Raw genomic sequence first — 23,384 nt, 5'->3', positions numbered from 1 at the left:
CTTTTTTTTGCGATGCCGATACGCGGCTCCCGCGGACGCGAGGCGCTCAGGAAGGCGACATCGCCCGGTCGGCTTTCCGCTCCTCCATCGGCACCTCCGCGCGCAACCGCGGCAAATACCCCGGAAACTCCTTCCGCACGAACGCGATCAATCCTTCGCGCACCTTGCAGCGCAGGTCGAACGACTTGCCCGAATCGGTCGAACTCACCAGCGCGCGCACCTGCATCGCCCGCTCGTCGCTGTCGACCACCTGCAACCCCATCACACGCCCGTCCCACTCCGGCGCCGCCTTGCACAGGCGTTCGAGTTCGGCGCGTAACGGCTCCAGCGGCAGGCCGTAGTCGAACCAGAGCAGCACCGAGCCCAGGATCTGCGAACTCGTGCGCGTCCAGTTCTGGAAGGGATGCTCGATGAAATACTGCAACGGTACGATCATCCGCCGCTCGTCCCAGATCGCCACCACGACGTAGGTGCTCGTGATTTCCTCCACGCGTCCCCACTCGCCTTCCACGATCACGACGTCATCGATGCGGATGGGCTGGGTGAGGGCGATCTGCATGCCGGCGATGAGGTTGCCCAGCACGGGCTTGGCGGCCAGGCCCACCGCGAGGCCGGCGAGGCCCGCCGAAGCGAGCAGGCTCGCCCCGAATTGGCGCACGCCCGGAAAGGTCATCAGCACCACGGCGATGCCCAGCAGCACGATGAGCACCATCGCCGTGCGCCCGAGCACGCGCACCTGGGTCTGCAGGCGGCGGGCACGCAGGTTGTCTTCCAGGTCGATGGGATTGAATCGCGCCACCGCGGCTTCCAGGGCGCTCACGCAACGCACCGCGAACCAGGTGCAGGCCAGGATGAAGCCCACGCCCACGAGGTGCTCCAGGCCGTCCACGAGTCGCGCGGGTTCGTCGGGCGCGGCGCGGAAGGCAAGCAGCAACATCGCCAGGGGCAGCATGGCTTCGATCGGCGCGTTGGCACGCATGATGATCGACGCGCCCATCGGGTGACGGACGGCGAACCGGCGTAACAGGGCGTGCATCACGCGGCGGAGGATACCCGCGACGGCCAGCGCGACCACGACGATCAGCGCAAAGCGCGTCCACGGATGCGTGATATCTGGCATCCAGTCGGAAGGGCTCATTCGGCATAGCCTAGGACAAGCGATGTCCACGTTCGGTAAAGTGCGGTTCCAGCCCCGTCCTGCGATCGAACGATGACCTCCATCCAGACGCTCACCGTGCTCGTGCCCGCATACAACGAGGCGGAGGCGATCGGCACCTTCCATCGCCGGCTGTCGGCCGTGCTCGACGCCCTGCCCCTGTCCAGCCGCGTGCTCTACGTGGACGACGGCAGCCGCGACGATACCTGGGCGCTCATCGCCGCGCTGGCCGCCGACGATGCGCGGGTTCAGGCGCTACGGTTGTCGCGCAACTTCGGCAAGGAGGCGGCGATGACCGCGGGGCTCGATCACGTCGACGGCGATGCCGTGGTGCTGATCGATGCCGACCTGCAAGACCCGCCCGAACTCATCCCCGCCCTCCTCGAGCGCGCCGCGGAGGGCTTCGACGTGGTCTACGCCACGCGCGCCCGGCGCGACGGCGAAACCTGGTTCAAGAAATTCACCTCGGCGTCGTTCTACCGTGCGATGGAGCGCCTCTCCGACACGCCGGTGCCGCGCGATACCGGCGACTTCCGGCTGATGAATCGCCGCGCCGTGCAGGCCGTCAACGCCTTGCGCGAGCGCCAGCGTTTCATGAAGGGGTTGTTCGCCTGGATCGGCTACCGGCAGAGTTCGCTCGTCTACGATCGCGACGCGCGTACGGCCGGCACCACGAAGTGGAACTACTGGCGCCTGCTCAACCTCGCCCTCGAAGGCGTCACCTCGTTTTCCACGGCGCCGCTACGCGTGGCGTCGTGGACGGGCCTCGCCGCTGCCCTGCTCTCGTTCGGCTACGCGCTATGGGTGTTCCTCAAGGCACTGATCTGGGGCGACCCCGTGCGCGGTTACCCCACCCTGATGGTGGTGATCCTCTTCCTCGGCGGCGCGCAGCTGCTGGCCATCGGCTTGATCGGCGAATACGTCGGCCGCACCTATGCGGAAACCAAACGGCGTCCGCTCTACTACGTTGAAGACCGCAAAGGCGACCTCCCTGCCTCCCCGCGCGAATGACCACGTGCTGCCCGACCTGCTGCAACCCGGCCTGTCGGTCGTGTTCTGCGGCACGGCGGCGGGCACCCGCTCGGCGCGGGAAGGTGCGTACTACGCCCATCCGGGCAACCTGTTCTGGCGCACCCTGTTCGCCACCGGGCTCACGCCCCGCCTGATCGCGCCAGCGGAATACCCGCTGGTGACCGGCTTCGGCATCGGCATGACCGACCTGGCCAAATTCCACTACGGCAACGACGACGAACTGCCCGGCGATGCCTTCGACGTAGCGGCGCTACGCGCGCGCATCGAACGCGTGGCGCCCCGCGTGCTCGCCTTCACCAGCAAGCACGGCGGCCGCACGGCGCTGGGCAAGCAGGCCGGCTACGGTTTGCAGGCCACCACCTGGGGCGAGACGCGGCTCTTCGTGCTGCCGTCTCCCTCGGGCCAGGCCCGCCGCTCGTGGAACGAGCAGACCTGGCATGACCTCGCCCGTCTCGTGCGCGATCAACCGCCCGGCACGGAACGATAGGCCCGCACGTCGTTCGGCGATACCGCCGCGGCCTTGTTCGACCAGGCCTGGCGGATGTAGGTCACCACGGCGGCCACGTCGTCGTCGCCCAGGCGCTGCGAGAACGGCGGCATGGAATACGGACGCGGATTGCCCGCCGTCGCCGGGGCGAATCCGCCGTTGAGCACGATGCGGATGGCGTTGATGCCGGTCGGATCGAGCACCGACGGATTGCGGTCGAGCGGCGGATACGCCGCGCCCTTGCCGCGACCATCGGCGGCATGGCATCCCGCGCATTGCTTCACATAGATCGCTTCGCCCTGCGTCGCCAATTCGCGCGCGTTGGCGATCTGTTCGGGCAGGGGGCGCGGGTCGCGACCGGGCAACGATTTCAGGTAAGTGGCCATCGCCGCGAGATCGCCGTCGGTGAGGTGCTGAGTGCTGCGCATCACCACCTCCGCCATGGGGCCGAGCGCGGTGCCCTGGGGCGAGCGGCCCGTCTTGAGCAACGACACCACGTCCGATTCGCTCCATCCGGCCAGGCCGCCGTTCGCGCCCATCGACAGGTCCGGCGCATACCAGTTCTGCACGGGGATGATGCCGCCGGCGAGGATCGGATCGGTGACCGGCGCACCGAAGCTGTTGCGGCGCGCATGGCACTCGTTGCAATGCGCGAGTCCCTCCACGAGGTAGGCTCCGCGATTCCATGCCGCCGAACGCTTCGGGTCGGCCACGTATTCCCCCGCGTCGAAGAACAGCCCACGCCAGGGGGCCATCAACGAGCGCATGCGATACGGAAAGCGCAGCGTATTGTCCGTACGCGGGTTGCGCACCGCGGGCAGGCTCTTGAGGAAGGCGAAGATCGCATCCGTGTCGGCGCGGGTCATCTTCGTATACGAGGTAAACGGAAAAGCCGGATACAGCGACTCCCCGTCATGCCCCTTGCCCTCGTGCAGGGCACGACGGAAATCGTCGGCGCTCCAATCGCCCAGGCCCGTTTCGCGGTCGGGCGTGAGGTTGGGCGAAGGAATACCGCCGAAGGGCGTCGGCACCACGCGGCCACCGGCGAACGGCTGGCCGTTGCGCGAGGTATGGCACGACACGCAGTCGCCGACGGTGGCGAGGTAACGGCCACGCTCGACGAGGTCGTCGGCATGTGCCGCGACGGCCGCGAGCAGCAGGGAAAAAGCGATGGAAAGTCGCGCTGCGATCCGCATGGTTCAGCCTCCCAGCACGCCGCAACGCAGCGGCGGCGTCACGCTGCCCGCATCGGCCGCCTTCGCGTCGGCGGGCACCGGGCGCGACGCGAGCCAGGCGGAGACCGCGCTGATGTCGGCATCGGTCAACCGGCTCACGATGGTGGCCATGCAATCCGGTGCCACGGTGTTGCGTGTATCGGTGCGCCACGAACCGAGCTGCGCGCTCACGTAATCGTAGGGCAGCCCGACGAGCCCGGGCGTGTCCGGTTGCACGCCGGTCAGTTCGGGACCATGGCATGCCATGCACGCGGGAACGCCTCTCGCGGGATCGCCCTTCGTCGCCAGTTGCTCGCCGCGCGCCTTCGCTTCGGCGGACATCGCGGGCGTGGGATGGGTGGCGTAGGGAACGTCCTGACCGGCGAAATACGCGGCGATCTCGCGCATGTAGTCGTCGGTGAGCGGCGCGACCATGTGTTCCATGATCGGGTAGTGACGCAGGCCGCGCCGGAAATCCTGCAGTTGCCGGTGCAGGTAACCGGCTGGCTTGCCGGCCAAACGCGGATTGAAACCGTTGTCGCCGCCTTCGCCACGTTCGCCATGGCAACTCGTGCACGCGGCGATGCGCTGAGCCAGCGTATCGGGCACCGCCGATTCCTGCGCCAGCGCGGCAAACGGCATGAGAACGAGCAAGAACCAGCGTCGCATCGCATCCTCCCCTTGACGGCTCGAGTATAGCCATACCGTCGGTGCAGCGGCCCGTTCCCGAATAGCGATACGATGCACGGAGCCAACCTCGGGGGAGATGCTACATGGTTCATGCAACACGGCTCGTCATGGCGCTCGCGCTCGCCTTCCCGTTGACCTCGCAGGCGCGCGACGCCACCGAGGACGACGCATTCGCATCTATCGCCACCCTTCGCGAGGCCTATGCGACGGGCAGCCTCACGCCCGAGGGCATGACCCGCCTGTTCCTCGACCGCATCGCCCGGATCGACCACGCCGGCCCCACCCTGCGCTCGGTGATCGAAACCAACCCCGATGCCGAGGCCATCGCGGCGAAAGCGAAGGGCAAGGGCCCGCTCGCCGGCATCCCGATCCTGCTGAAGGACAACATCGATACGGGCGACCGCATGATGACCGCGGCCGGCTCTCTGGCCCTCATCCTGAAACCGGCGCCGCGCGACGCGACGGTCACGGCGAAGTTGCGCAAGGCGGGCGCCATCATCCTGGGCAAGGCCAACCTGAGCGAGTGGGCGAACATGCGCTCGGCGCACGCCACCAGCGGCTGGACGGGGCGCGGCGGGCTGACGCGCAACCCCTACGTACTCGACCGCAATGCCTGCGGCTCGAGCGCGGGATCCGGTGCCGCCGTCGCCGCCGGCCTGGCCACCGTCGCCATCGGCAGCGAAACCGACGGGTCGATCATCTGCCCGGCCTCGATGAACGCGCTCGTCGGCATCAAGCCCACGGTGGGCCTGGTCAGCCGCACCGGCATCATTCCCATCTCGGCCACGCAGGACACGGCGGGACCGATGGCCCGCAGCGTCGCCGACGCGGCCGCCGTGCTCGGCGTCATCGCCGGCAGCGACCCGCGCGACCCGGCCACGGCCGAGGCCGACCGCCACGCCACCGATTACACCCGGTTCCTCGACGCGAACGCGCTGCGCGGCAAGCGCATCGGCGTGGTTCGCCAGCTTGCGGGCATCGAACCCAATGCGGACCGTGCGCTGGAGAACACCATCGCCGTCCTCAAGGCGCAGGGTGCCGTCGTGGTCGATCCGGTGGAGATTCCGCATCTGAACGAACTGAGCCAGCGCGAACTCGACGTGCTGCTGACCGACTTCAAGCACGACATCGGCGCCTACCTCGCCACGCGTCCCGACCAGCCGATGAAAACGCTCGCCGATCTCATCGCCTTCAACGAGCGCGAAGCGGCGAGGGAAATGCCCTGGTTCGGGCAGGACCTCTTCATCAGGGCGCAGGCGATGGGCGGCACGGACGATCCGGCGTACATCGAAAAGAGGGATACGAACCGTCGGCTGGCCGGCCCGGAAGGCATCGACGCGGCGTTGAAGAAGGATCGCCTCGACGCATTGCTCGCCCCGAGCTGGGGACCGGCCTACACCACCGACCTGGTACTGGGCGACCACGTGGTCAGCGGCGATCCGACCGTCGGGGGCGTATCGGCGCCGGCGGCCATCGCGGGCTATCCGTCGATCACCTTGCCGGTGGAGTTCGCGCACCAGTTACCGGTGGGCGTGGTGTTCTTCGGCACGAAGTGGAGCGAGCCGACGTTGATCGGCATCGCTTATGCGTTGGAACAGCAGGTGAAAGCGTATCGCCGGCCCACGTTCATGGCGACACTGCCGCTGGAGTGATATCGGGAAAGCCAGCCGCTTCGCCGTAGGCACCGGCCTGGGCCGGTGCGACGGGGTCGTCATCCCGGCGTAGGCCGGGATACACGGCGCGACAGCCGGTTTTCGCGAATGCCTTACGCCTTGTTGGCGTACTCCCGCACGATCGGCGCGAGCTTCGGGTCTTCCAATGCCATCGCCATGGTGGCGCGCACCAGGCCGGCCTTGTTGCCGCAGTCGAAACGCGTGCCTTCGAAACGATAGGCCAGCACCTTGCGCTTGTCCTTCAGCAGGTTTTCGATGGCGTCCGTCAGCTGGATCTCGCCGCCGGCGCCCGGCCGGGTGTTCTTCAGGTATTCGAAGATCTCGCACGGCAGCACGTAACGGCCCACCACGGCGAGGTTCGAGGGTGCGTCGGCCGGCTTCGGTTTCTCCACCATGTGGCGGATCACCGTGGCACGGTCGCTCACCGCCTCGGTGGCGTCGACGATGCCGTACTTGTCGGTGTCGTTCTCCGGCACCTCTTCCACCGCGATGACGCCGGCGTCGTACTCGGCCGCCACCTCGGCCATCTGCCGCAGCGCGCCCTTGCCCTTGGTCCAGATCAGGTCGTCGGGCAGCATGACGCCGAAGCGCTCGTTGCCCACCACGGGTGCGGCGCGCAGCACGGCGTCGCCGAGGCCCAGTGCCTCGGGCTGCGTCACGAAGACGCAACGCACGCGCGAGGGCAGGATGCCGCGAAGGATGTCGAGCAGTTCGTCCTTGTTCTTCTCGGCGAGCTTTTCCTCAAGCTCGTACGCCTTGTCGAAGTAGTCGGCGATCGCGTGCTTGTATCGGTTGGTGACGAACACCAGCGTGTCGGCACCGGCGTCGACGGCCTCGTCCACGGCGTACTGGATGAGCGGCCGGTCGAGCACCGGGAGCATTTCCTTGGCTACCACCTTGGTCGCGGGCAGGAAGCGCGTACCGAGGCCGGCCACCGGAAATACCACCGTGCGCAGGGGTTGGGTCATGCGATGTCTCCATTCTCGTTGCGGCGTAGCGGCACGACGTTATCGGTCTGCGAGTCGCCCCAGCGGAACGACGGCAACAGGTGCGATACGCAGCGACGCAGGGTTTCTTCGTCGAACTGGGCCACCGCCTCCTCGGCACGGGCCAACTGCGTCTGCAGGAGGTCCCACGATACCTGGCGATGCTGGGCCTGGAAGATCTTGGCGTGCGTCGTGCTCTTATAATTCTCCAACGGGTGGAACAATTCTTCGAACAGCTTCTCACCTGAGCGAAGACCCGTGTAGACGATCTGGATATCCGCTCCCGGACGCTTGCCCGCGAGGCGGATCATCTGCTCGGCCAGGTCGCGGATCTTCACCGGATCGCCCATGTCCAACGCGAAGATCTCGCCGCCCTTGCCCAGGCTCGCGGCCTGCAGGATGAGCTGGCACGCCTCGGGAATGGTCATGAAGTAGCGCGAGATCTCCGGGTGGGTGATGGTCACCGGCCCACCCTGGCGGATCTGTCGGCGGAAGAGCGGCACGACGGAACCGGCGGAGTCGAGCACGTTACCGAAGCGAACCGTAATGAAACGTGTAGAGGTATGCGCGGCAAGGTTCTGGCACCAGATCTCGGCCATGCGCTTGCACGCCCCCATCACCGAGGTGGGGTTCACCGCCTTGTCGGTGGAGATGAGCACGAACGATTCGGCGCCGATGCGCACGGCGGCGTTCGCCACCACGCGCGTGCCCATCACGTTGTTGCGGAACGCTTCGCGTAACTGCCCCTGGAGCATCGGCACGTGCTTGTAGGCCGACGCGTGGAACACGATCTGCGGCTGCGTTTCCTCGAACAGGCGGTTGATCGCCACCTCTTCCCGGGCGTCGGCGAGCACGCCGTTGAAGATCAGCTCGGGATAGGCCGAGGTCAGTTCCTGGCCGATCCGGTAGAGGTTGTACTCGGACATCTCCACCACGGTGAGCGACTGCGCCCCGAGGCGCGCCACCTGGCGGCAGAGTTCCGAACCGATCGAACCGCCGCCGCCCGTGACCAGCACACGGCGACCGCTGATGTTCTCGCGGATGGCCGTCCAGTCCAGCTCCACCGCATCGCGGCCGAGGAGGTCTTCGATGGCGACTTCCTTGATCTCGTTGAATTGCGCGCGGCCGGCGACCACGTCTTCCAGGCGCGGCACGGTGCGGAACGGCAGGCCGGTGCTTTCGCAGAAGGCCACGATGCGGCGCATCTGCGACGTGGTGGCGCCCGGCACGGCGATGAGCAGCATCTGCACCGCTACGGCCTTGGACAGCTCGGCGAGCTGGTCGATGGTGCCCAGCACGGGTACGCCGCCGATCTGCGCGCCACGGAGGGCCGTGTTGTCGTCGACGAAGCCGATCACGCTGTAGCGGCTGTCCCGGCGCAGGTCGCGCGCCAGCGCGTCGCCCGCGCGATCGGCGCCGACGATCAGCACGCGCTTGGTCGGCGCCGACTGGAAGAGATCGATGCGGCTGTCCTTCCAGAAGCGGTAGCTCAATCGGGGAAGGCCCAGCAGCACCACCAGCACCACCGGGTACACGAGCAGCACCGAACGCGGCACGCCGTCCAGGCGGGCGTACATGACCATGGCCAGGCCGATGATCAGCGCGCCGATCACCGTCGCGCGGATGATGTTCCACAGGTCGGGCAGGCTCGCGAAGCGCCAAACCCCCTTGTACAGGCCGGTCCAGTTGAATACGGCGCCCTGCACCAGCAGCACGATGGGAAACTCCATCGGCAGGTAACTGACCGGCGAGAGGTCGGGCATCAACGCATAGCGCAACGATTTGGCGATCCACCACGCCAGGGCCGCCATGGCGAGGTCGTGGGCGACCACCGCCGTACGGGGATGGATGATGCCGATGAATTTACGCAGAAACATGTCGCTCCCTTCGACGCAAGCAATGACGCTTACCAGTACGCCAGACCGCTGCTCCAGCCAGATACACCGCCCCGAAGCAACCGGGCGCCACCGCGGGTGAGCGGTACGCGATCCATGCGACGGGAATACAGACCATGATGTTCCACGCGAGATAGCCGAGGGCGACCCGACGGTGCGACGCCCCCCGACGTCTCACGAGCCATTGATAAAGATGCTCGCGATGCGGAGTGTACCAGCGCGCACCGCGCAGCATTCGCACGAGCAACGTCAAGGTGGCGTCGATGACGAAGGCGGACGAGAAGATGAGGGCCGGCCACAGCAAGTTCGTGCGAAACGCCCAGAGCATGGCCGACAGGGCGAATACGAACAGGCCCAGCGTGCCGCTGCCCACGTCGCCCATGAAAATGCGGGCCGGCGACCGATTGAACCACCAGAACCCAGTGGCGGCCGCGGCCATGGTCAGGGCCGACCCGGCGATGGCCGGGCTACCCGCCGACCAGGCCAGCGCCGCGGAGGCGGCACCGAAGAACATGGCCTGCTGCGCCGCCAGGCCGTCGATGCCGTCCATAAAGTTGTGCAGGTTGATGCACCACACGCCCGCCAGCAGCAGGGGAATGGCCCAGAGCAGGCTGGAGGTGCGGCTGGCGACGGCGAGGCAAAGCAGCAGCGTGGCGGCCAGTTGGATCAGCAGCCGGGGTCGGATGGGCAACGACCCGTGGTCGTCGAGCCAGCCGATGGCGGCCACGGCCACGGTGGCCACGCTGAACGCGGCCACCACCGTCGCGCCCGGCGAACCGGGCAGGAGGACCAGCGCCGCCGGCATGCCCGCCAGGACGCCCAGCACGATGCCGATACCCCCGCCGCGTGGCGTGGGCAGGGTGTGGGACCGACGACGTCCCGGGGCATCGAGCATGCCCCGGCGATGCGCATAGGCGATGGCCGCGCGCACGCTGGCGAACGAAACGACGAGGGCGGCCACGGCACAGCCGAACAAGGTGGCCATCGCCCCTGGAAACGGCAGCGTCATTCGTTGGCGACGCCGTGGATGGGGCGCACGGTGCCCCAGCTCTTGCAGCTCGGGCATTGCCAATGATGGGCCTTGGCGCCGAAGCCGCAACGGCTGCAGCGATACATCGCCTGCCCTTCGAGCAGCTTGCGGGTGAGGTCTCGCAGGATGAGGTAGTTCTCGCGGGCCTCACCCGAGACCTTGTCCATGGTGGCGTCGATCAGCGCCATCAGGCCGCGCACGGAAGGCCGCTTGCGCAACTGTCCGGTGAGGAAATCGATGGCGGTACGCTCGCCGTCGCGCCCTTCGTAGAGCCGCGTGAGCGCCAGCACGGGCGAGATGCCGTGGTAACGCTGCATGATGTCGAGCAGGAAGCCCTCCGCGCGATCCATCTGCTGCGAGCGCGCGTAGCAGTTGAGCAGGGGCGGGAGAATCTCGGGAACGAAGGCGATGTCCGAATCGATGGCCGCTTCGTAAGAGGCGATGGCCGCGGGTACGTCGTCGTCCTCGGCGGAGAGGCGGCCGGCGATCATGTGCGCACGCACGCAATCGCGCTGGCAGGAGAAGGCCTCGCGCACGTAATCGCGCGCTTCGGTGCGCGCGCCGTGCAGGCGGGACTGCTCGGCCAGTTCGCAGTAGAACTGCGCGATCATGGCCGATTCGTCTTCGCCGGTCATGGCTTCGAGGCGACGGGCATGATCGATGGCCTTGTGCCACTCGCGCTCGTGCTGGTAGATGGCGATCAGGTGGCGCAGCGCCGAAGGCGCCAGCGCGTCCATCGCGACGAGGTCGGAGAACAGGGTTTCCGCGCGATCGAGCAGGCCGGCGCGCATGTAGTCCTCGCCCAGCTCGAGCAAGGCCACCGTCTTCATTTCGTCGGAAAGCCCTTGGCGCGATACCAGGTGCTGGTGGAGCCGGATGGCGCGGTCGACCTCGCCGCGCTTGCGGAAGAGGTTGCCGAGCGCGAGATGGGTTTCCACCGTGTCCCGGTTGTACTCGGCCAGGCGCAGGAACACTTCCAGCGCCTTGTCCTGCTCCTCGTTGAGCAGGTAGTTGAGGCCCCGGAAATAATCGGACGACAGCTCGTTGACCCGTTCGCCGGAACGGCGGGCATGGGTGCGGCGGGCCAGCCACCAGCCGGAGAGAAAAGCCAGCGGGGGAACGAGCGCCAGCAGCCAGATCGGATTCATGCGGTTTTCGCGCTGCCTACCTTGCGATCGCCCAGCGCCTTTCGGCGTTTGCGCCGATGGGCGAACGAGGTGCCCAGCCAGGCGGTGATGCCGCCGAGAATCCAGCCCGTCAGTAGCGCGGCCAGCATCGCCCCGCCCTTGGGCAGCGACAGCCGGGCCATGCCGAAATCGAACGGCACCGAGTCGGCGTTCAGCGCCCCGAAAACCACGCCGGCGGCGACGAACGAGAGCAGGAAAAGTATGGCGATCAGACGCATCCGGCGACTGTACCCGAATCATGAATGGCATGGTGCGCCGCAATTATGAATTCGTACAGGTTGATGACCTGTACGTGCCCGGCGGCGCTTCCGGGGTTGCTGCTACTGCGCAAAAAAACGCCGCGTCACTGCGCGGCGTCTTCGAGGGCGAGGTTCACGCGTTCGCGCAATTCCTTGCCTGGCTTGAAATGCGGGACGTGCTTGCCCGGCAAGGCCACGGCTTCGCCGGTCTTGGGGTTGCGCCCCATGCGCGGCGGACGGAAATGCAGAGCAAAGCTGCCGAAGCCGCGGATCTCGATGCGCTCGCCGGTGGAGAGGGCATGGCTCATCTGTTCGAGCACGCTCTTTACGGCAAGTTCCACGTCGCTGAAGGCAAGGTGGGTCTGACGCCGCGCCAGCGCCTCGATGAGTTCCGACTTTGTCATGGGTCCCCTGGTTCTTCTTTAACGCTTGGACTCGAAACGTGGATCCGTACTACATGGGCATCACAGAAAACCGGGGGAGCGGCGAACCGCTCCCCCGTCCGACGTCAGTCGGCCTTGTTCATCTGCTCCTTGAGGAGCGCGCCGAGCTTGGTCGTGCCGCCAGCGGCGGACTGGTAGTCGGCCATGGTGTCGGCCAGCTCTTCCTCGTCCTTCGCGCGGATCGACAGCTGCAGCTGACGGCCCTTGCGGTCCATGCCGGTGAACTTCGCCTCGACCTTGTCGCCGACCTTCAGATGCTGCGTGGCATCTTCCACGCGCTCCTTGGCGATGTCGTTGGCGCGGAGGTAACCCTCGACGCCTTCGCCCAGGTCGATGGTGGCACCCTTGGCGTCGACTTCGCGGACCGTGCCGGTCAGGACCGTGCCGCGCGGATTCGTGGCCATGAACTGGCCAAACGGATCCTGCTCCATCTGCTTGATGCCGAGGGAGATGCGCTCACGCTCCGGATCGACGGCCAGCACCACGGCCTCGACTTCGTCGCCCTTCTTGAAGTTGCGGACGAGGTCTTCACCCGACGCCTGCCACGAGATGTCGGACAGGTGGACGAGACCGTCGATGCCGCCTTCCAGGCCGATGAAGATGCCGAAGTCGGTGATCGACTTGATCTGGCCGGAGACCTTGTCGCCCTTCTTGTGCATGGCGGCGAAGGCTTCCCACGGGTTCGAGCGGGTCTGCTTGATACCCAGCGAGATGCGACGACGCTCTTCGTCCACGTCCAGGACCATGACCTCGGTCTCGTCACCGACCTGCACCACCTTGGCCGGGTTGACGTTCTTGTTGGTCCAATCCATTTCGGAGACGTGCACCAGGCCTTCGACGCCCGGCTCGATCTCGACGAAGCAGCCGTAATCGGTGACGTTGGAGACCTTGCCGAACAGGCGGCTGCCGACCGGGTAGCGGCGGGCGATGGCGACCCAGGGGTCGTCGCCGAGCTGCTTGAGGCCGAGCGAAACGCGGTTGCGCTCGCGGTCGTACTTGAGCACGCGCACGTCGAGCTCGTCGCCGACGTTGACCACTTCGGACGGGTGACGGACGCGCTTCCACGCCATGTCGGTGATGTGCAGCAGGCCATCGATGCCGCCGAGGTCGACGAACGCGCCGTAATCGGTGAGGTTCTTCACCACACCCTTGACGACCGCGCCCTCGGTGAGGCGCTCGAGCAGCTTCTCGCGCTCTTCCGAGAACTCGGTCTCGACGACGGCGCGACGGCTGACGACCACGTTGTTGCGCTTGCGGTCGAGCTTGATGATCTTGAACTCGAGGTCCTTGCCCTCGAGGTAGACGGGGTCACGAACCGGACGCACGTCGACCAGGGAGCCCGGCAGGAACGCGCGGACGTCCTTGATGTCGACGGTGAAACCGCCCTTGACCTTGCCGGAGATCTTGCCGGTGATGGTCTCTTCCTTGTCGAACGCCTGCTCGAGGTCGTCCCACACCATCGAACGCTTGGCCTTCTCGCGGGAGAGCTTGGTCTCGCCGAAGCCGTCTTCGAGCGCGTCGAGCGCGACCTTGACTTCGTCGCCCACTTCCACTTCGAGAGCGCCGTTCTCGTCCTTGAACTGCTCGATCGGAACGATGCCTTCGCTCTTCAGGCCGGCGTTGATCACCACCACGTCGTTGCGGATTTCCACAACGATACCCGTGACGATGGAGCCGGGCTTCAGCTTCGAAATGGCCTGCTGGCTCTGTTCAAACAGTTCGGCAAAACTTTCAGTCATGTTGATTCCAGGGTTATGAAAGGCCGTACCCGGCGCCGGCGTGCGTCTTGAACGCGAGCGGACGGGGGACCCACCGGTTGTGGGTGCGTTCGGACATCTCGATGGAGGCCCCCGCACCGTTGCCAATCACCCGCGCACACTGCGCGGGCACTTTGCCGCGACGCGCCTTAAGGACGCACCACGGCGAAAACCTTCGCCACCACCGCCTCGATGGGCATGCCGGTGGTATCGATGACCACGGCGCCCTCGGCGGGCTTCAACGGGGCGACGGCCCGCGACGCATCACGCTCGTCGCGCGCCTCGATTTCTCGCTGAAGGACGCTAAGTGTAACGCTCAGTCCCTTATCCTTCAACTGCTTATAGCGCCTTTTCGCCCGCTCGGCGGCACTGGCCGTAAGAAATACCTTATGGGCCGCGTCGGGGAAGATCACCGTGCCCATGTCGCGGCCGTCGGCCACCAGCCCGGGGGCCTTGCGAAAGCCCAACTGCAGGTCCACCAGGGCCTGGCGCACGCTGGGAATCACCGCAATGGCCGATGCGGCGGCCCCGGCGGTCTCCGTACGCAGCTCGGCCGTGGCGTCGTGGCCGTTGACGATGACGTGGGTCTCGCCCCCGTCCGGGCTGGCTTGGAAGCGGATCTTCACGGTCTGGGCGCAGCGGGTGACGGCATCGACGTCGGACAGGTCGATGCCCTCCTCGCCCGCCGCGTAGCCGACGGCGCGATAGAGGGCCCCCGAATCGAGCAGGCGCCAGCCCAGCTTGTCCGCCACCATGCGGCTGATGGTGCCCTTGCCGGAGCCCGAGGGGCCGTCGATGGTCAGGACAGGGACGGCAGCCGGATGGGCCATGGGATCACCTCACGCACGAAACCGCCATGATACCGCCGTTGATGGGGCGGAGGCTTGCTGGAGGCACTGGGCGACCTGATTCGCCGATGCGATCGGCTCCCACCCCTTCGGTAGCCGACTTTCCGCCCATGGGCTGGGCGGGCTTTTGTCCCTCGTTGCCGGGTCGGCGCAAGCTGGCTACCGAAGGGGTGGGAGCCGATCGCATCGGCGATTCCTGCGAAGCGCTACACCGAGGTCCAGGCGGCGACGGTCATTCCCGCGAAAAGGTCCGCCACGTCCACCTTACCCCCAGCCGACACCCCATCGGACAACACGCCCTTCCATTCGCCCTCCGGCACCCGCAGCGTCGTCCCGGCCCAGCGTTCGGCCGGCACGGACGGCACCGCCTCCCCGGCCAGCCAGGGCGCCAGGTGCCGCCCCACGGCCACCAGCAGCTTCTTCCCCCTGTGTTCGCGAACGAAGGCTAGCACCCGTTCCGCGCCGGGCCCTTCCGCCACGAGGGGACGATAGTCGCCGCGGGCGAACAGCTCCGGATGCGCCTTGCGCAGGCACAACAGTTCACGGATCACCGCCTGTTTGACCGTGCCGTCCCGCCAGGTCACCACCGCTTCCGCCAGGGACAGCCCCCGGGCCAGCGATTCGGAACGCCGTCCGAAATCGACCGGTCGCCGGTTGTCGGGGTCGACCAGGCTGAAATCCCAGCCATCCGTGCCCTGGTACAAGTCGGGCACGCCGGGCGTGGTCAGCCGCAGTACCGTCTGGGCGAGCCCGTTGGCGGCTCCCGGTGCCGCGATGTATTCGGCGAAGGCGCGAAGCTCCACCGCCGACTCGCCCGAGAGCATCGAACGCAGGAAATCCTCGCACGCGTCCTCATAGGGCTCGTTCGGCGACGTCCAGCGCGTCCAGCGCTTGGCCTCGCGCAGGGCCTTGCGCTGCCAGGCGGCGATGCGGGTGGCGAAGCGCTCCAGTCCTTCGTCATCGTCGGCGGCGAGGTCGAGCGGCCACGCGCCGACGAGCATCTGGTAGAGCATCAGTTCGTCGGCGGCCGAGGGTGCCATGCGTCCTTCGGCACGCTGGCGGAACACGGCGTGACGTTCCCGCCAGCGCTGCACGGTCACCACCCAGCGCGGGGCCTCTTCGGAGAGCACGGCGAGGCGTGCCCGCAGGTCTTCACCGCGCTTGTGGTCATGCGTGGCGGTGGCCAGCAACGTATGCGGAAACGTCGCCGCGCGCTCGGCGCAAAGGCGGTGGAACGCGTCCGGCGACAGGGCCAGCCGCGCCGCGTCGACACCCACCTCGTTGCGCGACAGGAGCCGCCCGTACCGGTAGCCCGCGGTGTCCTCCACGGCCTTGGCGGCCACCGGCGAGGTCGCTTGCTGGAAGACCGCGATGGCGCGCTCCCTCGCGCGCCGCACCGGCCCCGGCGGCAGCGAACGCAAGGGTTCCCCGCCCAGCCAGCGCGCCACCAGATGCAACAGGTCCACGTCTTCGCCACGCACCGTACGCAAGGCGCCCTCCACCGCGCGGGCGAAGATGGATTCGTCGAAGGCATCGCGGCCCAACCCGCCCGCATAGGTACGGTAGACTGGGAAATGCACCAGCAACTCCACGAGCACGCGTCGAATCGCCGCCAAGGAGACGTCGCGCGAAGCCAGGTCGGCGCGCGCCGCGGCGAACAGCGCGCGCGCCGTACGATCCAGTTCCGCCTCGAAACTGTCGACGAGGATCTGCCGTCGCGCGCGCACCGCCTGGGTCGCGAAGTCCGCCGAGTCGCCGGTCAGTTCCCGCCACAAGCCGGTCAGGGGACCTTCGCCCGCATCGTCGTGCAGCACGGCGGACACCTGGTCCATGAATTCGTAGCCGGTGGTGCCATCGGTGCGCCAGTCCGTTCGCAGCGGCTCGTCTTCGGCGAGGATTTTCTCCACCACCAGATAGGCGGCATCGCGAGGCGCGCCCGGCGGGCGGCGCGTGCGCAACCGCTCGAGGCGATGACGCAGGCGACGGCAATAGCTTCGTGGATCGGACAGTCCATCCACGTGGTCGCAACGCACTCCGTCGATGAGACCCTCGGCGTAGAGTCGGAAGATCGTGGCATGGGTGTCTTCGAAAACGGCGGTACGCTCGATGCGCAGGCCCGCCAGTTCGTTGATGTCGAAGAAACGCCGGTAGTTCACCATGTCGCTGGCGAGCTTCCAGAAGGCCAGCCGGTAATGCTGCTTCTCGATCAGGCCATGCAGCCGCGCCCTGCCCTCGTCGCTCGACGGATCGTGCGACGCCACGGCATCGTCGCCGAGTTCGCGGGTCGAGGCGGGCGACAGCGGGAGGTGGTCGTCGTAAAGCCGCAGCATCCATTCCCCGCGCCGATGCACGAGGCGAAGGTGTCCCTCGCGCAGCGTGGCGTCGTAGCCCGCGCCGAGGATCGGCAGCAGCAGGCGTCCACGGATCAACGGGTCGGGCGACTGCCAGTCGATGTCGAAATAGCCCGCGTAACGGCTTTCCCGGCCATGCCTGAGCACGTCCATCCACCAGGCGTTCTCCGGCCCGACGCCCATGTGGTTGGGCACGATGTCGACGACGAGCCCCATGCCACGTTCGCGCAGGGCGGACACGAGCCGGCGCAGGGCATCCTCGCCACCGATCTCGGGATTGACCTCATGGCAATCGACCACGTCATAACCGTGCGTCGATCCCGTACGGGCACGCAGGATGGGTGACGCGTACAGATGGCTTACGCCGAGCCGGGCGTAGTAGTCGACCACGCCCACGGCGGCGTCGAGCGTGAACCCCGAATGGAACTGCAGGCGGGCGAGCGAGCGCGGTGGACTCACGGGCGGTTCCGGGTCTTGTCGATCGCCGTGCACACGGCGTTGGCGATGGGTCCGTCGAACAGTCGCGGCGTGGAGTCGGGCATGCGGCGACGCCAGTTCGGATGCACCGCGTCCGTCGGACCGGGAAGATTGGGCTGCTCGTGCAGGCCGAGCACGTCCTCGACGGGGAAGATCGCCAACGGCGCCGGGGTCTGCGCCACGTGCTTGGCGGCGGCCACTACCACGGGCGAGATATCGTCGGGCGCGGGCGGGCTGTCCTCGTTCCATGCCGAACCCGAGGCGCACATCGCGCTCCACAGGCGATGGCGTTCGACCTCGCGTCGCGCGGCTTCGTCCACGTCGGGATCGTCCAGGCCGGTGCGCTTTCGCCATTCGACGTCGCGCCCGCTCCACCATCCCGCGACCGTCGGCACGTCATGCGTGCTGGTGGTGGCCATGGCATTGTCCGACCAGTCCGCCGGGGCGATGAACCCGCCGTCCGCCGCGCGTTCGAACCAGAGTACGCGGATGCCGAGCACGCCCGCATCGGCGATGTCGCGACGGAAATCGGCGGGCACCGTGCCCAGGTCTTCGCCGATCACGATCGCGCGGTGCCGATGCGATTCCAGCGCCACGAGACGCAGCAGGTCGCGCAGCGGGTAACGCACGTAGGCGCCTTCGGTGGCGCCCGCGCCATGCGGCACCATCCAAAGGCGCTTGAGGCTCAGGATGTGATCGATGCGCACGCCGCCCGAATAGGCCAGTGCCGCGCGCAGCATGCCGATAAACCCCTTGAAACCGGTCTCTCGCAGGCCGCGCGGCGAGAACGTGGTGAGGCCCCAGTCCTGGCCCAGTCGATTGAGCGCATCCGGCGGCGCACCCACCGACAGTCCTTGCAACATTTCGGCCTGGTGTGCCCAGGCGTGGCTTCCCCCGGCATCGGCACCCACGGCGAGGTCGGTGACCAGGCCGATCTTCATGCCGGCGTCGCGGGCCGCTTTCTGCGCGCCACACAGGCCACGCGAGGCCAGCCATTGGAGCCACGCGTGGAAAGACACCTCGCGCGAATGCTCGCGGGCGAACGCGGCGACGTCGGGCGACGAAGGATCATGGAATGCGGCGGGCCATCCCTGCCAACCGCCCGGACGACCATGCGCGGTGAAATCGGCGTGCAAGGCCTCGAAGCGCGCGTGACGCTCCAGCGGCTCGCCCTGCTCGCGACGAAACGCGGCGAAGCGTTCGGCATGCGCGGAGTCCACCGACTCCCACTCGTAGACGGAGCGCAGGATGGTCATGCGCGCGCGCGCGGCCCGCGGCCAGTCGATCAGGTCGAGCCACTCGAGGTCGGCCAGTTCCTGGCGAAGATTGTGCGAGTCGATCACCGCGCGCACGCTCTTCTCGCCGCTGGTGCGCGATGGATCGATGTAAAGACCGTTGAGGAACAGGCGGCTCGACGGCGCGTACGGGCTGTAACGCTCCGGCGCGGCGGCGAACAGCGCGTGCACGGGACTGATCGCCAGCGCGTCGGCGCCCTTCTCCGCCGCGGCACGCGCGCACAGTTCCAGCGCGGTGAAATCGCCTGCGCCGCCGTCGGCGGGACGGCGCAGGCTGGACACCTGCACGGCCATGCCCCAGGGCCGGTGCAGGCCCTGCACGTCACCGATGCCGAACGCGCGTCGCGGCGCGACGGCGAGCGTGACTTCGTCGTCGTCGAGCCACAAGGAGTAATACCCCGGTTGCGCCGGTGCGGGAAGCGACGACGCGCCCGAAGGCAACTCCCCTTCCGCCACTGGTAGCCCGTCTTCGCCGACGATCTTCCATCGCCGCCCGCGCTGGGCGGCGATCAGCTCGATCGTCTGGCCCACGTCGGCCGTCAACAGGCGCGGCGGACGGCGACCCTGGCGCTCTTCCTCGAGCATGCGCAGACTGGCCTCGACCTCGTCGGCGTCGCCGGCCGGCAACCCAAGCGCACCGAGCACCAGGCGCAGCGTGCGCGCGGGCGTCGACTGCGGACGGTCGAGCGCATCGCGCCAGTGCACATCCACGCCCGCCTGTTCGGCCAACAAGGCAAGACGATCGTCGAGTGGAACGTTCACGGATCAGGACTCCAGGCAAGCCAGGGCGCGGCGGGCGGGGATCGCGCCGCGCGAAACGGAGGCGATGTCCGACGCCGCGCCATGGAGCCACGCCGCCGCGGGCGATGGTGGGCGTTCGAGCGTGACGTCGGTGTCGCCGAGATTGACGAAGATCGTTAACGTTCGCGCGCCGAGCGACCATGCGGCGACGAAGGCGCGCTCGCCCAGGGCTTCGGCATGCAACCCTCGCGCGTCGTCGATGTGGGGCGCGACGTGTTCCTGGCGCAGGGCGATCAGTTCGCGCACGAGTTCGCGCCGGCGCTCGCCGTGGGTGAGGTCGCGCTCGGGAATGGAACGCAGGAACGTGTCGTGCAGGTTCGGATCGGGAATGTCTTCGGCCGAAAACCCGGCGAAGCCTTCGAACTCCCTGCGCCGTCCTTCGCGCACCGCCTTGCGCAACGCCTCGTCGGGGAAGTCGGTGAAGAACAGGAACGGCGTGCGGCTGGCCGATTCCTCCCCCATGAACAGCATGGGCACGAACGGAGCCAGGAGCAGCAGCGCGAGCGCGGCTTCCATCGTCTCCGGCGGCACCAGGGTCGTCAGCCGGTCACCGAGCGCGCGATTTCCCACCTGGTCGTGGTTCTGCAGGAAATTGACGAAACGCATCGCCGGAAGCTGCCCGCTGGGTTCGCCACGCCGCTTGTCGCCCATCACCTCGCCCTGGAAGGCGAAGCCTTCGCGCAGGCTTCGCAGGAGCTTGTCCATCGCGGGCCGGTAATGGGCGTAATAGCCTTCCGACTCCCCCGTCATGAGCACGTGTATCGCGTTGTGGAAGTCGTCGTTCCACTGCGCGTCGAAACGCCCACGCCCCAGCAGGTGCGCCTGGTTGGCTTCGTTCTCCAGTACCAGGTGCACGTGGCGGTCGGGACCGATCGCGGCATGCACGCGCGCCGCCAGCGAACCGAGCCAGCCGGCGTTGCCGATGGCGTGCACCGCGTCGAAGCGCAGGCCGTCGAAGCGGTACTCGTCGAGCCAGTAGAGCGCGTTGTGCACGAAGTAGTCGCCGACCTGCGGCGTGGATACGCCCACCGAAGCGCCCCATGGCGTGTGCGTATCGCCTTCGAAGAACGGCGCGGCATACGCGCCGAGGTAATTGCCTTCCGGGCCGAAGTGGTTATAGACCACGTCGAGGAACACCATGAGGCCCATGCCATGGGCCTCGTCGACCATCGCCTTCAGCTCGTCGGGCGTGCCATACGCCGCGGCGGGCGCGAACGGCAGCACGCCGTCGTAACCCCAGTTGCGCTCACCCGCGAATTCGGCGATCGGCATCAGTTCGACGGCGGTCACGCCAAGCGCGGCCAGATGCGGCAGCGCGTCCCGCACGCCGCGAAAACCGCCGAACGCACCCACGTGCAGTTCGTAGATCACCGTCTCGCGCCAGGGCCTGCCCGTCCACGCGTGGCGCCAGGCGTAGGTGCGCGGATCCACCACGACGCTGTAGCCGTGCACGTCGCCATCGCGCTGGAGGCGCGACGCGGGATCGGGGACGGCGAGGTCGTCATGCAGGCGGAACCGGTATCCGCCGCCCGTCTCCACGTTGCAGACGCATTCGAACCATCCGTCGTCCAGCGAGCGCATCGCCGTCGCATGGCCGTCCTCGCATTCCAGGGATACCGACTCCACGTCGGGCGCCCACAGCCGGAACCGCACCCGTCCGTCGCCCAGGAGCTTCGCGCCATAGGGCATCGCGTGCGCATGCGTTTCCGTCATGCGGACTCTCTCCTTATCAACGACGCCAGCAGCATCACGCTGTGCCCCTGCACTTCCACCGAGGGCTCCTGCCAGGGCATGTCGGCGGCGCAGGGCTTCGTGCTGTCGCAACGGATGCGCCAGGCGCTCTCCGGTTCGGGCAGCCTGAAGACATGGGCATCGGGCGTGCCGTTGATCAGCAACAGCGTAACGTCCGCGCGCTTTTCGCCATGGGGGAGCGCGCGTCGCACGGCGAGAAGGCGGCCTTCGGTGTACCCCCAGGTCTCCTGGGTCATCTCCGCACCGCTTTCGTCGAACCAGGCGACTTCGCGAATGCCGGGGATCACTTCCACGTCGCCGCGCAGGAAGTCCGGCGCACGCAACGTCGGATGCTGGGCCCGCAACCGGAGGAGTCGCGCGACGAAGTCGGTCAACTCCTTGCCGCGGTCGGTGCCTGCCAATTTCCAGTCGAACCAGGACAATTCATTGTCCTGGCAATAGGCATTGTTGTTGCCTTGCTGCGTGCGACCGAACTCGTCGCCGCCGAGCAGCATCGGCGTGCCGTTGGAAAAGATCAGCGTGGCGAGCATGGCCCGCTTGACGCGGTCGCGCACCGCGAGGATGGCAGGATCGTCCGTGGGCCCTTCCACGCCGTGGTTGTAGCTCTCGTTGTCGTTGCCGCCGTCGCGGTTGTCCTCGCCGTTGGCTTCGTTGTGCTTGTCGTTGTAGCTGACGAGGTCCTCCAGCGTGAAACCATCGTGTGCCGTGAGGAAGTTCACGGACGCCCATGGCTTGCGCCGCTGATGGTCGAACAGGTCGCCCGAAGCCTGCAGGCGCCCGGCCAGCGCGCCGCGCATGCCCGCATCGCCCTTCCAGAAGCGTCGCACGTCGTCGCGGAACTTGCCGTTCCACTCGGCGAAACCCGGCGGATGGTTGCCCAGCTGGTACCCCCCGGGGCCGATGTCCCAGGGTTCGGAAATGAGCTTGACCGAGGACAGCACGGGATCCTGACGCATGGCGTCGAACAGGCCGCCGTTGGGATCGAACCCATGCTCCTCGCGCCCCAGGCTGACGCCCAGGTCGAAGCGGAAGCCGTCGATGTGGAAGGTCTGGACCCAATAGCGCAGCGAGTCCATCACCATTTGCAGCACGCGCGGATGCGCGGTGTTGACGGTGTTGCCCGTGCCGGTGTCGTTGATGCAGTAGCGCGGGTTGTCCGGCATCAGGCGGTAGTAGCTCTTGTTGTCGAGCCCGCGGAACATCATCGTGGTACCCAGCTCGCTACCCTCGCAGGTATGGTTGTAGACCACGTCGAGGATCACCTCGATGCCCGCCGCGTGCAGCGCCTGCACGGCGGCGCGGATTTCGTTCAGGGTGCCTTCGGACAGGTACGAGGGCTCGGGCGCGAAGAACGCCATGGTGTTGTAGCCCCAGTAGTTGCGCAGCTTCATCTCGGCGAGGCGCCGGTCCTGGAGGAAGGCGTGCACGGGAAGCAGCTCGATGGCCGTGACGCCGAGCTTCACCAGGTAATCGATCACGTAGGGGTCGGCCAGCGCGATGAAGGTGCCGCGTTCGTGCGGCCGGATGCGCTTGAGCGAGCGCGTGAAGCCCTTCAGGTGGGCCTCGTAGATCACCGTCTGGTTCCACGGCGTATGCGGGCGGTTGCCTCCCCGGCGCCAATGCACCGGCTCGTCGACGACCACGGCCTTGGGCATCGCCGCCGCGCTGTCGCGGCGATCGAAGGACAGGTCCGCACGCGGCGATGCCACGCGATAGCCGTGCAGCACGTCCGACCAGCGCACCTGGCCGTGCAGCAGGCGGGCGTAGGGATCCAGCAGGAGCTTGTTGGGATTGAACCGGTGGCCCTCCTCCGGCGCATACGGGCCATGGGCGCGAAAGCCGTAGAGCGTGCCGCCGCGCACGCGTGGCAGATAGCCGTGCCAGATTTCGTCGGTGCACTCGGGCAGGTCGTAGCGCGCGATCTCCCGTTTACCCGACGGATCGAACAGACACAGCTCCATGCGCTCCGCATGCGCGGAGAACACGGCGAAGTTCGTTCCCATGCCGTCACAGGTGGCGCCGAGGGGATACGGCGTGCCGGATTGCATGCGTTCGGGTAGCGCGGGCATGG

Annotated in this window: 18 protein-coding genes; 3 read left to right on the top strand and 15 right to left on the bottom strand. The window is 67.4% G+C overall.

From position 1 onward, the window contains the following. Positions 1-46: 46 nt before the first annotated feature. A complete protein-coding gene (locus L2Y94_RS08420) occupies positions 47-1,138 on the bottom strand; it encodes a mechanosensitive ion channel family protein (protein ID WP_247374302.1) in 1,092 nt (363 codons plus the stop codon). A gap of 72 nt (positions 1,139-1,210) precedes the next feature. Here L2Y94_RS08420 and L2Y94_RS08415 point away from each other — a divergent pair, with 72 nt between their 5' ends. Continuing rightward, the gene (locus L2Y94_RS08415; protein ID WP_247374301.1) at positions 1,211-2,167 is read left to right on the top strand and encodes a glycosyltransferase family 2 protein; all 957 of its coding nucleotides are present in this window, start codon (positions 1,211-1,213) and stop codon (positions 2,165-2,167) included. A gap of 4 nt (positions 2,168-2,171) precedes the next feature. Further along, positions 2,172-2,675, top strand: a complete 504-nt coding sequence (locus L2Y94_RS08410) for a mismatch-specific DNA-glycosylase (RefSeq protein ID WP_247374300.1) — start codon at positions 2,172-2,174, stop codon at positions 2,673-2,675. On the opposite strand, the gene L2Y94_RS08405 is transcribed toward L2Y94_RS08410, so the two are convergent. Both L2Y94_RS08405 and L2Y94_RS08400 read right to left on the bottom strand, forming a co-directional pair. After that, positions 2,651-3,871, bottom strand: a complete 1,221-nt coding sequence (locus tag L2Y94_RS08405; RefSeq protein WP_247374299.1) for a cytochrome c — start codon at positions 3,869-3,871, stop codon at positions 2,651-2,653. The genes L2Y94_RS08410 and L2Y94_RS08405 overlap by 25 nt on opposite strands. A gap of 3 nt (positions 3,872-3,874) precedes the next feature. Beyond that, positions 3,875-4,558 (bottom strand): c-type cytochrome, encoded by a 684-nt coding sequence (locus L2Y94_RS08400; protein ID WP_247374298.1) that lies wholly within the window; start codon positions 4,556-4,558, stop codon positions 3,875-3,877. 104 nt (positions 4,559-4,662) lie between these two features. Between L2Y94_RS08400 and L2Y94_RS08395 the strand changes: the two genes are divergently transcribed. Beyond that, a complete protein-coding gene (locus tag L2Y94_RS08395) occupies positions 4,663-6,231 on the top strand; it encodes an amidase (protein ID WP_247374297.1) in 1,569 nt (522 codons plus the stop codon). A gap of 113 nt (positions 6,232-6,344) precedes the next feature. Here the strand turns inward: L2Y94_RS08395 and galU are convergent, their stop codons facing one another. The 12 genes from galU to glgX form a co-directional block, all read right to left on the bottom strand. After that, a complete protein-coding gene (galU, locus tag L2Y94_RS08390; RefSeq protein WP_247374296.1) occupies positions 6,345-7,220 on the bottom strand; it encodes a UTP--glucose-1-phosphate uridylyltransferase GalU in 876 nt (291 codons plus the stop codon). Continuing rightward, positions 7,217-9,115, bottom strand: coding sequence for a polysaccharide biosynthesis protein (locus L2Y94_RS08385; RefSeq protein WP_247374294.1), 1,899 nt, complete (start codon positions 9,113-9,115; stop codon positions 7,217-7,219). The genes galU and L2Y94_RS08385 overlap by 4 nt, the downstream gene beginning before the upstream one ends. After that, positions 9,102-10,142 (bottom strand): MraY family glycosyltransferase, encoded by a 1,041-nt coding sequence (locus tag L2Y94_RS08380; protein WP_247374293.1) that lies wholly within the window; start codon positions 10,140-10,142, stop codon positions 9,102-9,104. The genes L2Y94_RS08385 and L2Y94_RS08380 overlap by 14 nt, the downstream gene beginning before the upstream one ends. Then, entirely contained in the window at positions 10,139-11,311 is a 1,173-nt protein-coding gene (gene lapB, locus L2Y94_RS08375; RefSeq protein WP_247374291.1) for a lipopolysaccharide assembly protein LapB, read from the bottom strand. Before lapB ends, L2Y94_RS08380 begins: the two co-directional genes overlap by 4 nt. After that, positions 11,308-11,568 (bottom strand): LapA family protein, encoded by a 261-nt coding sequence (locus L2Y94_RS08370; protein WP_247374289.1) that lies wholly within the window; start codon positions 11,566-11,568, stop codon positions 11,308-11,310. Before L2Y94_RS08370 ends, lapB begins: the two co-directional genes overlap by 4 nt. Positions 11,569-11,693: 125 nt before the next feature. Then, positions 11,694-11,993: an integration host factor subunit beta gene (locus L2Y94_RS08365; protein ID WP_144910648.1), complete on the bottom strand. Its 300-nt coding sequence runs from the start codon at positions 11,991-11,993 to the stop codon at positions 11,694-11,696. Positions 11,994-12,097: 104 nt separating this feature from the next. Beyond that, positions 12,098-13,771, bottom strand: a complete 1,674-nt coding sequence (rpsA, locus tag L2Y94_RS08360) for a 30S ribosomal protein S1 (RefSeq protein ID WP_144910650.1) — start codon at positions 13,769-13,771, stop codon at positions 12,098-12,100. Between the two features lie 167 nt (positions 13,772-13,938). Beyond that, positions 13,939-14,619 carry a (d)CMP kinase gene (cmk, locus tag L2Y94_RS08355; protein ID WP_144910653.1) on the bottom strand — a complete coding sequence of 227 codons (681 nt, stop codon included), beginning with the start codon at positions 14,617-14,619 and terminating at the stop codon, positions 13,939-13,941. A 224-nt stretch (positions 14,620-14,843) separates the two neighbouring features. Next, on the bottom strand, positions 14,844-17,447 hold the full coding sequence (treY, locus tag L2Y94_RS08350; RefSeq protein ID WP_247374287.1) for a malto-oligosyltrehalose synthase: 2,604 nt from the start codon (positions 17,445-17,447) through the stop codon (positions 14,844-14,846). After that, positions 17,444-19,522: a 4-alpha-glucanotransferase gene (gene malQ, locus L2Y94_RS08345; protein ID WP_247374285.1), complete on the bottom strand. Its 2,079-nt coding sequence runs from the start codon at positions 19,520-19,522 to the stop codon at positions 17,444-17,446. The genes treY and malQ overlap by 4 nt, the downstream gene beginning before the upstream one ends. A gap of 3 nt (positions 19,523-19,525) precedes the next feature. Continuing rightward, complete coding sequence (gene treZ, locus L2Y94_RS08340) at positions 19,526-21,274, bottom strand: malto-oligosyltrehalose trehalohydrolase (protein WP_247374283.1); 1,749 nt, start codon at positions 21,272-21,274, stop codon at positions 19,526-19,528. Continuing rightward, positions 21,271-23,382, bottom strand: coding sequence for a glycogen debranching protein GlgX (glgX, locus tag L2Y94_RS08335; RefSeq protein ID WP_345780024.1), 2,112 nt, complete (start codon positions 23,380-23,382; stop codon positions 21,271-21,273). Before glgX ends, treZ begins: the two co-directional genes overlap by 4 nt. Between the last annotated feature and the right edge of the window lie 2 nt (positions 23,383-23,384).

It is taken from the genome of Luteibacter aegosomatis, assembly GCF_023078455.1.
In the GTDB taxonomy this organism is placed as follows: Bacteria; Pseudomonadota; Gammaproteobacteria; order Xanthomonadales; family Rhodanobacteraceae; genus Luteibacter; species Luteibacter aegosomatis.
This window is presented reverse-complemented; position numbering and strand designations above follow the sequence as displayed.

What these genes read in the sequence shown, in the direction of transcription:
- L2Y94_RS08420 (WP_247374302.1), bottom strand. Translation starts at nt 1,138, where the DNA reads ATGAGCCCTTCCGACTGGATGCCAGATATCACGCATCCGTGGACGCGC.
- L2Y94_RS08415 (WP_247374301.1), top strand. Translation starts at nt 1,211, where the DNA reads ATGACCTCCATCCAGACGCTCACCGTGCTCGTGCCCGCATACAACGAG.
- L2Y94_RS08405 (WP_247374299.1), bottom strand. Translation starts at nt 3,871, where the DNA reads ATGCGGATCGCAGCGCGACTTTCCATCGCTTTTTCCCTGCTGCTCGCG.
- L2Y94_RS08400 (WP_247374298.1), bottom strand. Translation starts at nt 4,558, where the DNA reads ATGCGACGCTGGTTCTTGCTCGTTCTCATGCCGTTTGCCGCGCTGGCG.
- L2Y94_RS08395 (WP_247374297.1), top strand. Translation starts at nt 4,663, where the DNA reads ATGGTTCATGCAACACGGCTCGTCATGGCGCTCGCGCTCGCCTTCCCG.
- galU (WP_247374296.1), bottom strand. Translation starts at nt 7,220, where the DNA reads ATGACCCAACCCCTGCGCACGGTGGTATTTCCGGTGGCCGGCCTCGGT.
- L2Y94_RS08385 (WP_247374294.1), bottom strand. Translation starts at nt 9,115, where the DNA reads ATGTTTCTGCGTAAATTCATCGGCATCATCCATCCCCGTACGGCGGTG.
- L2Y94_RS08380 (WP_247374293.1), bottom strand. Translation starts at nt 10,142, where the DNA reads ATGACGCTGCCGTTTCCAGGGGCGATGGCCACCTTGTTCGGCTGTGCC.
- lapB (WP_247374291.1), bottom strand. Translation starts at nt 11,311, where the DNA reads ATGAATCCGATCTGGCTGCTGGCGCTCGTTCCCCCGCTGGCTTTTCTC.
- L2Y94_RS08370 (WP_247374289.1), bottom strand. Translation starts at nt 11,568, where the DNA reads ATGCGTCTGATCGCCATACTTTTCCTGCTCTCGTTCGTCGCCGCCGGC.
- L2Y94_RS08365 (WP_144910648.1), bottom strand. Translation starts at nt 11,993, where the DNA reads ATGACAAAGTCGGAACTCATCGAGGCGCTGGCGCGGCGTCAGACCCAC.
- rpsA (WP_144910650.1), bottom strand. Translation starts at nt 13,771, where the DNA reads ATGACTGAAAGTTTTGCCGAACTGTTTGAACAGAGCCAGCAGGCCATT.
- cmk (WP_144910653.1), bottom strand. Translation starts at nt 14,619, where the DNA reads ATGGCCCATCCGGCTGCCGTCCCTGTCCTGACCATCGACGGCCCCTCG.
- treZ (WP_247374283.1), bottom strand. Translation starts at nt 21,274, where the DNA reads ATGACGGAAACGCATGCGCACGCGATGCCCTATGGCGCGAAGCTCCTG.
- glgX (WP_345780024.1), bottom strand. Translation starts at nt 23,382, where the DNA reads ATGCCCGCGCTACCCGAACGCATGCAATCCGGCACGCCGTATCCCCTC.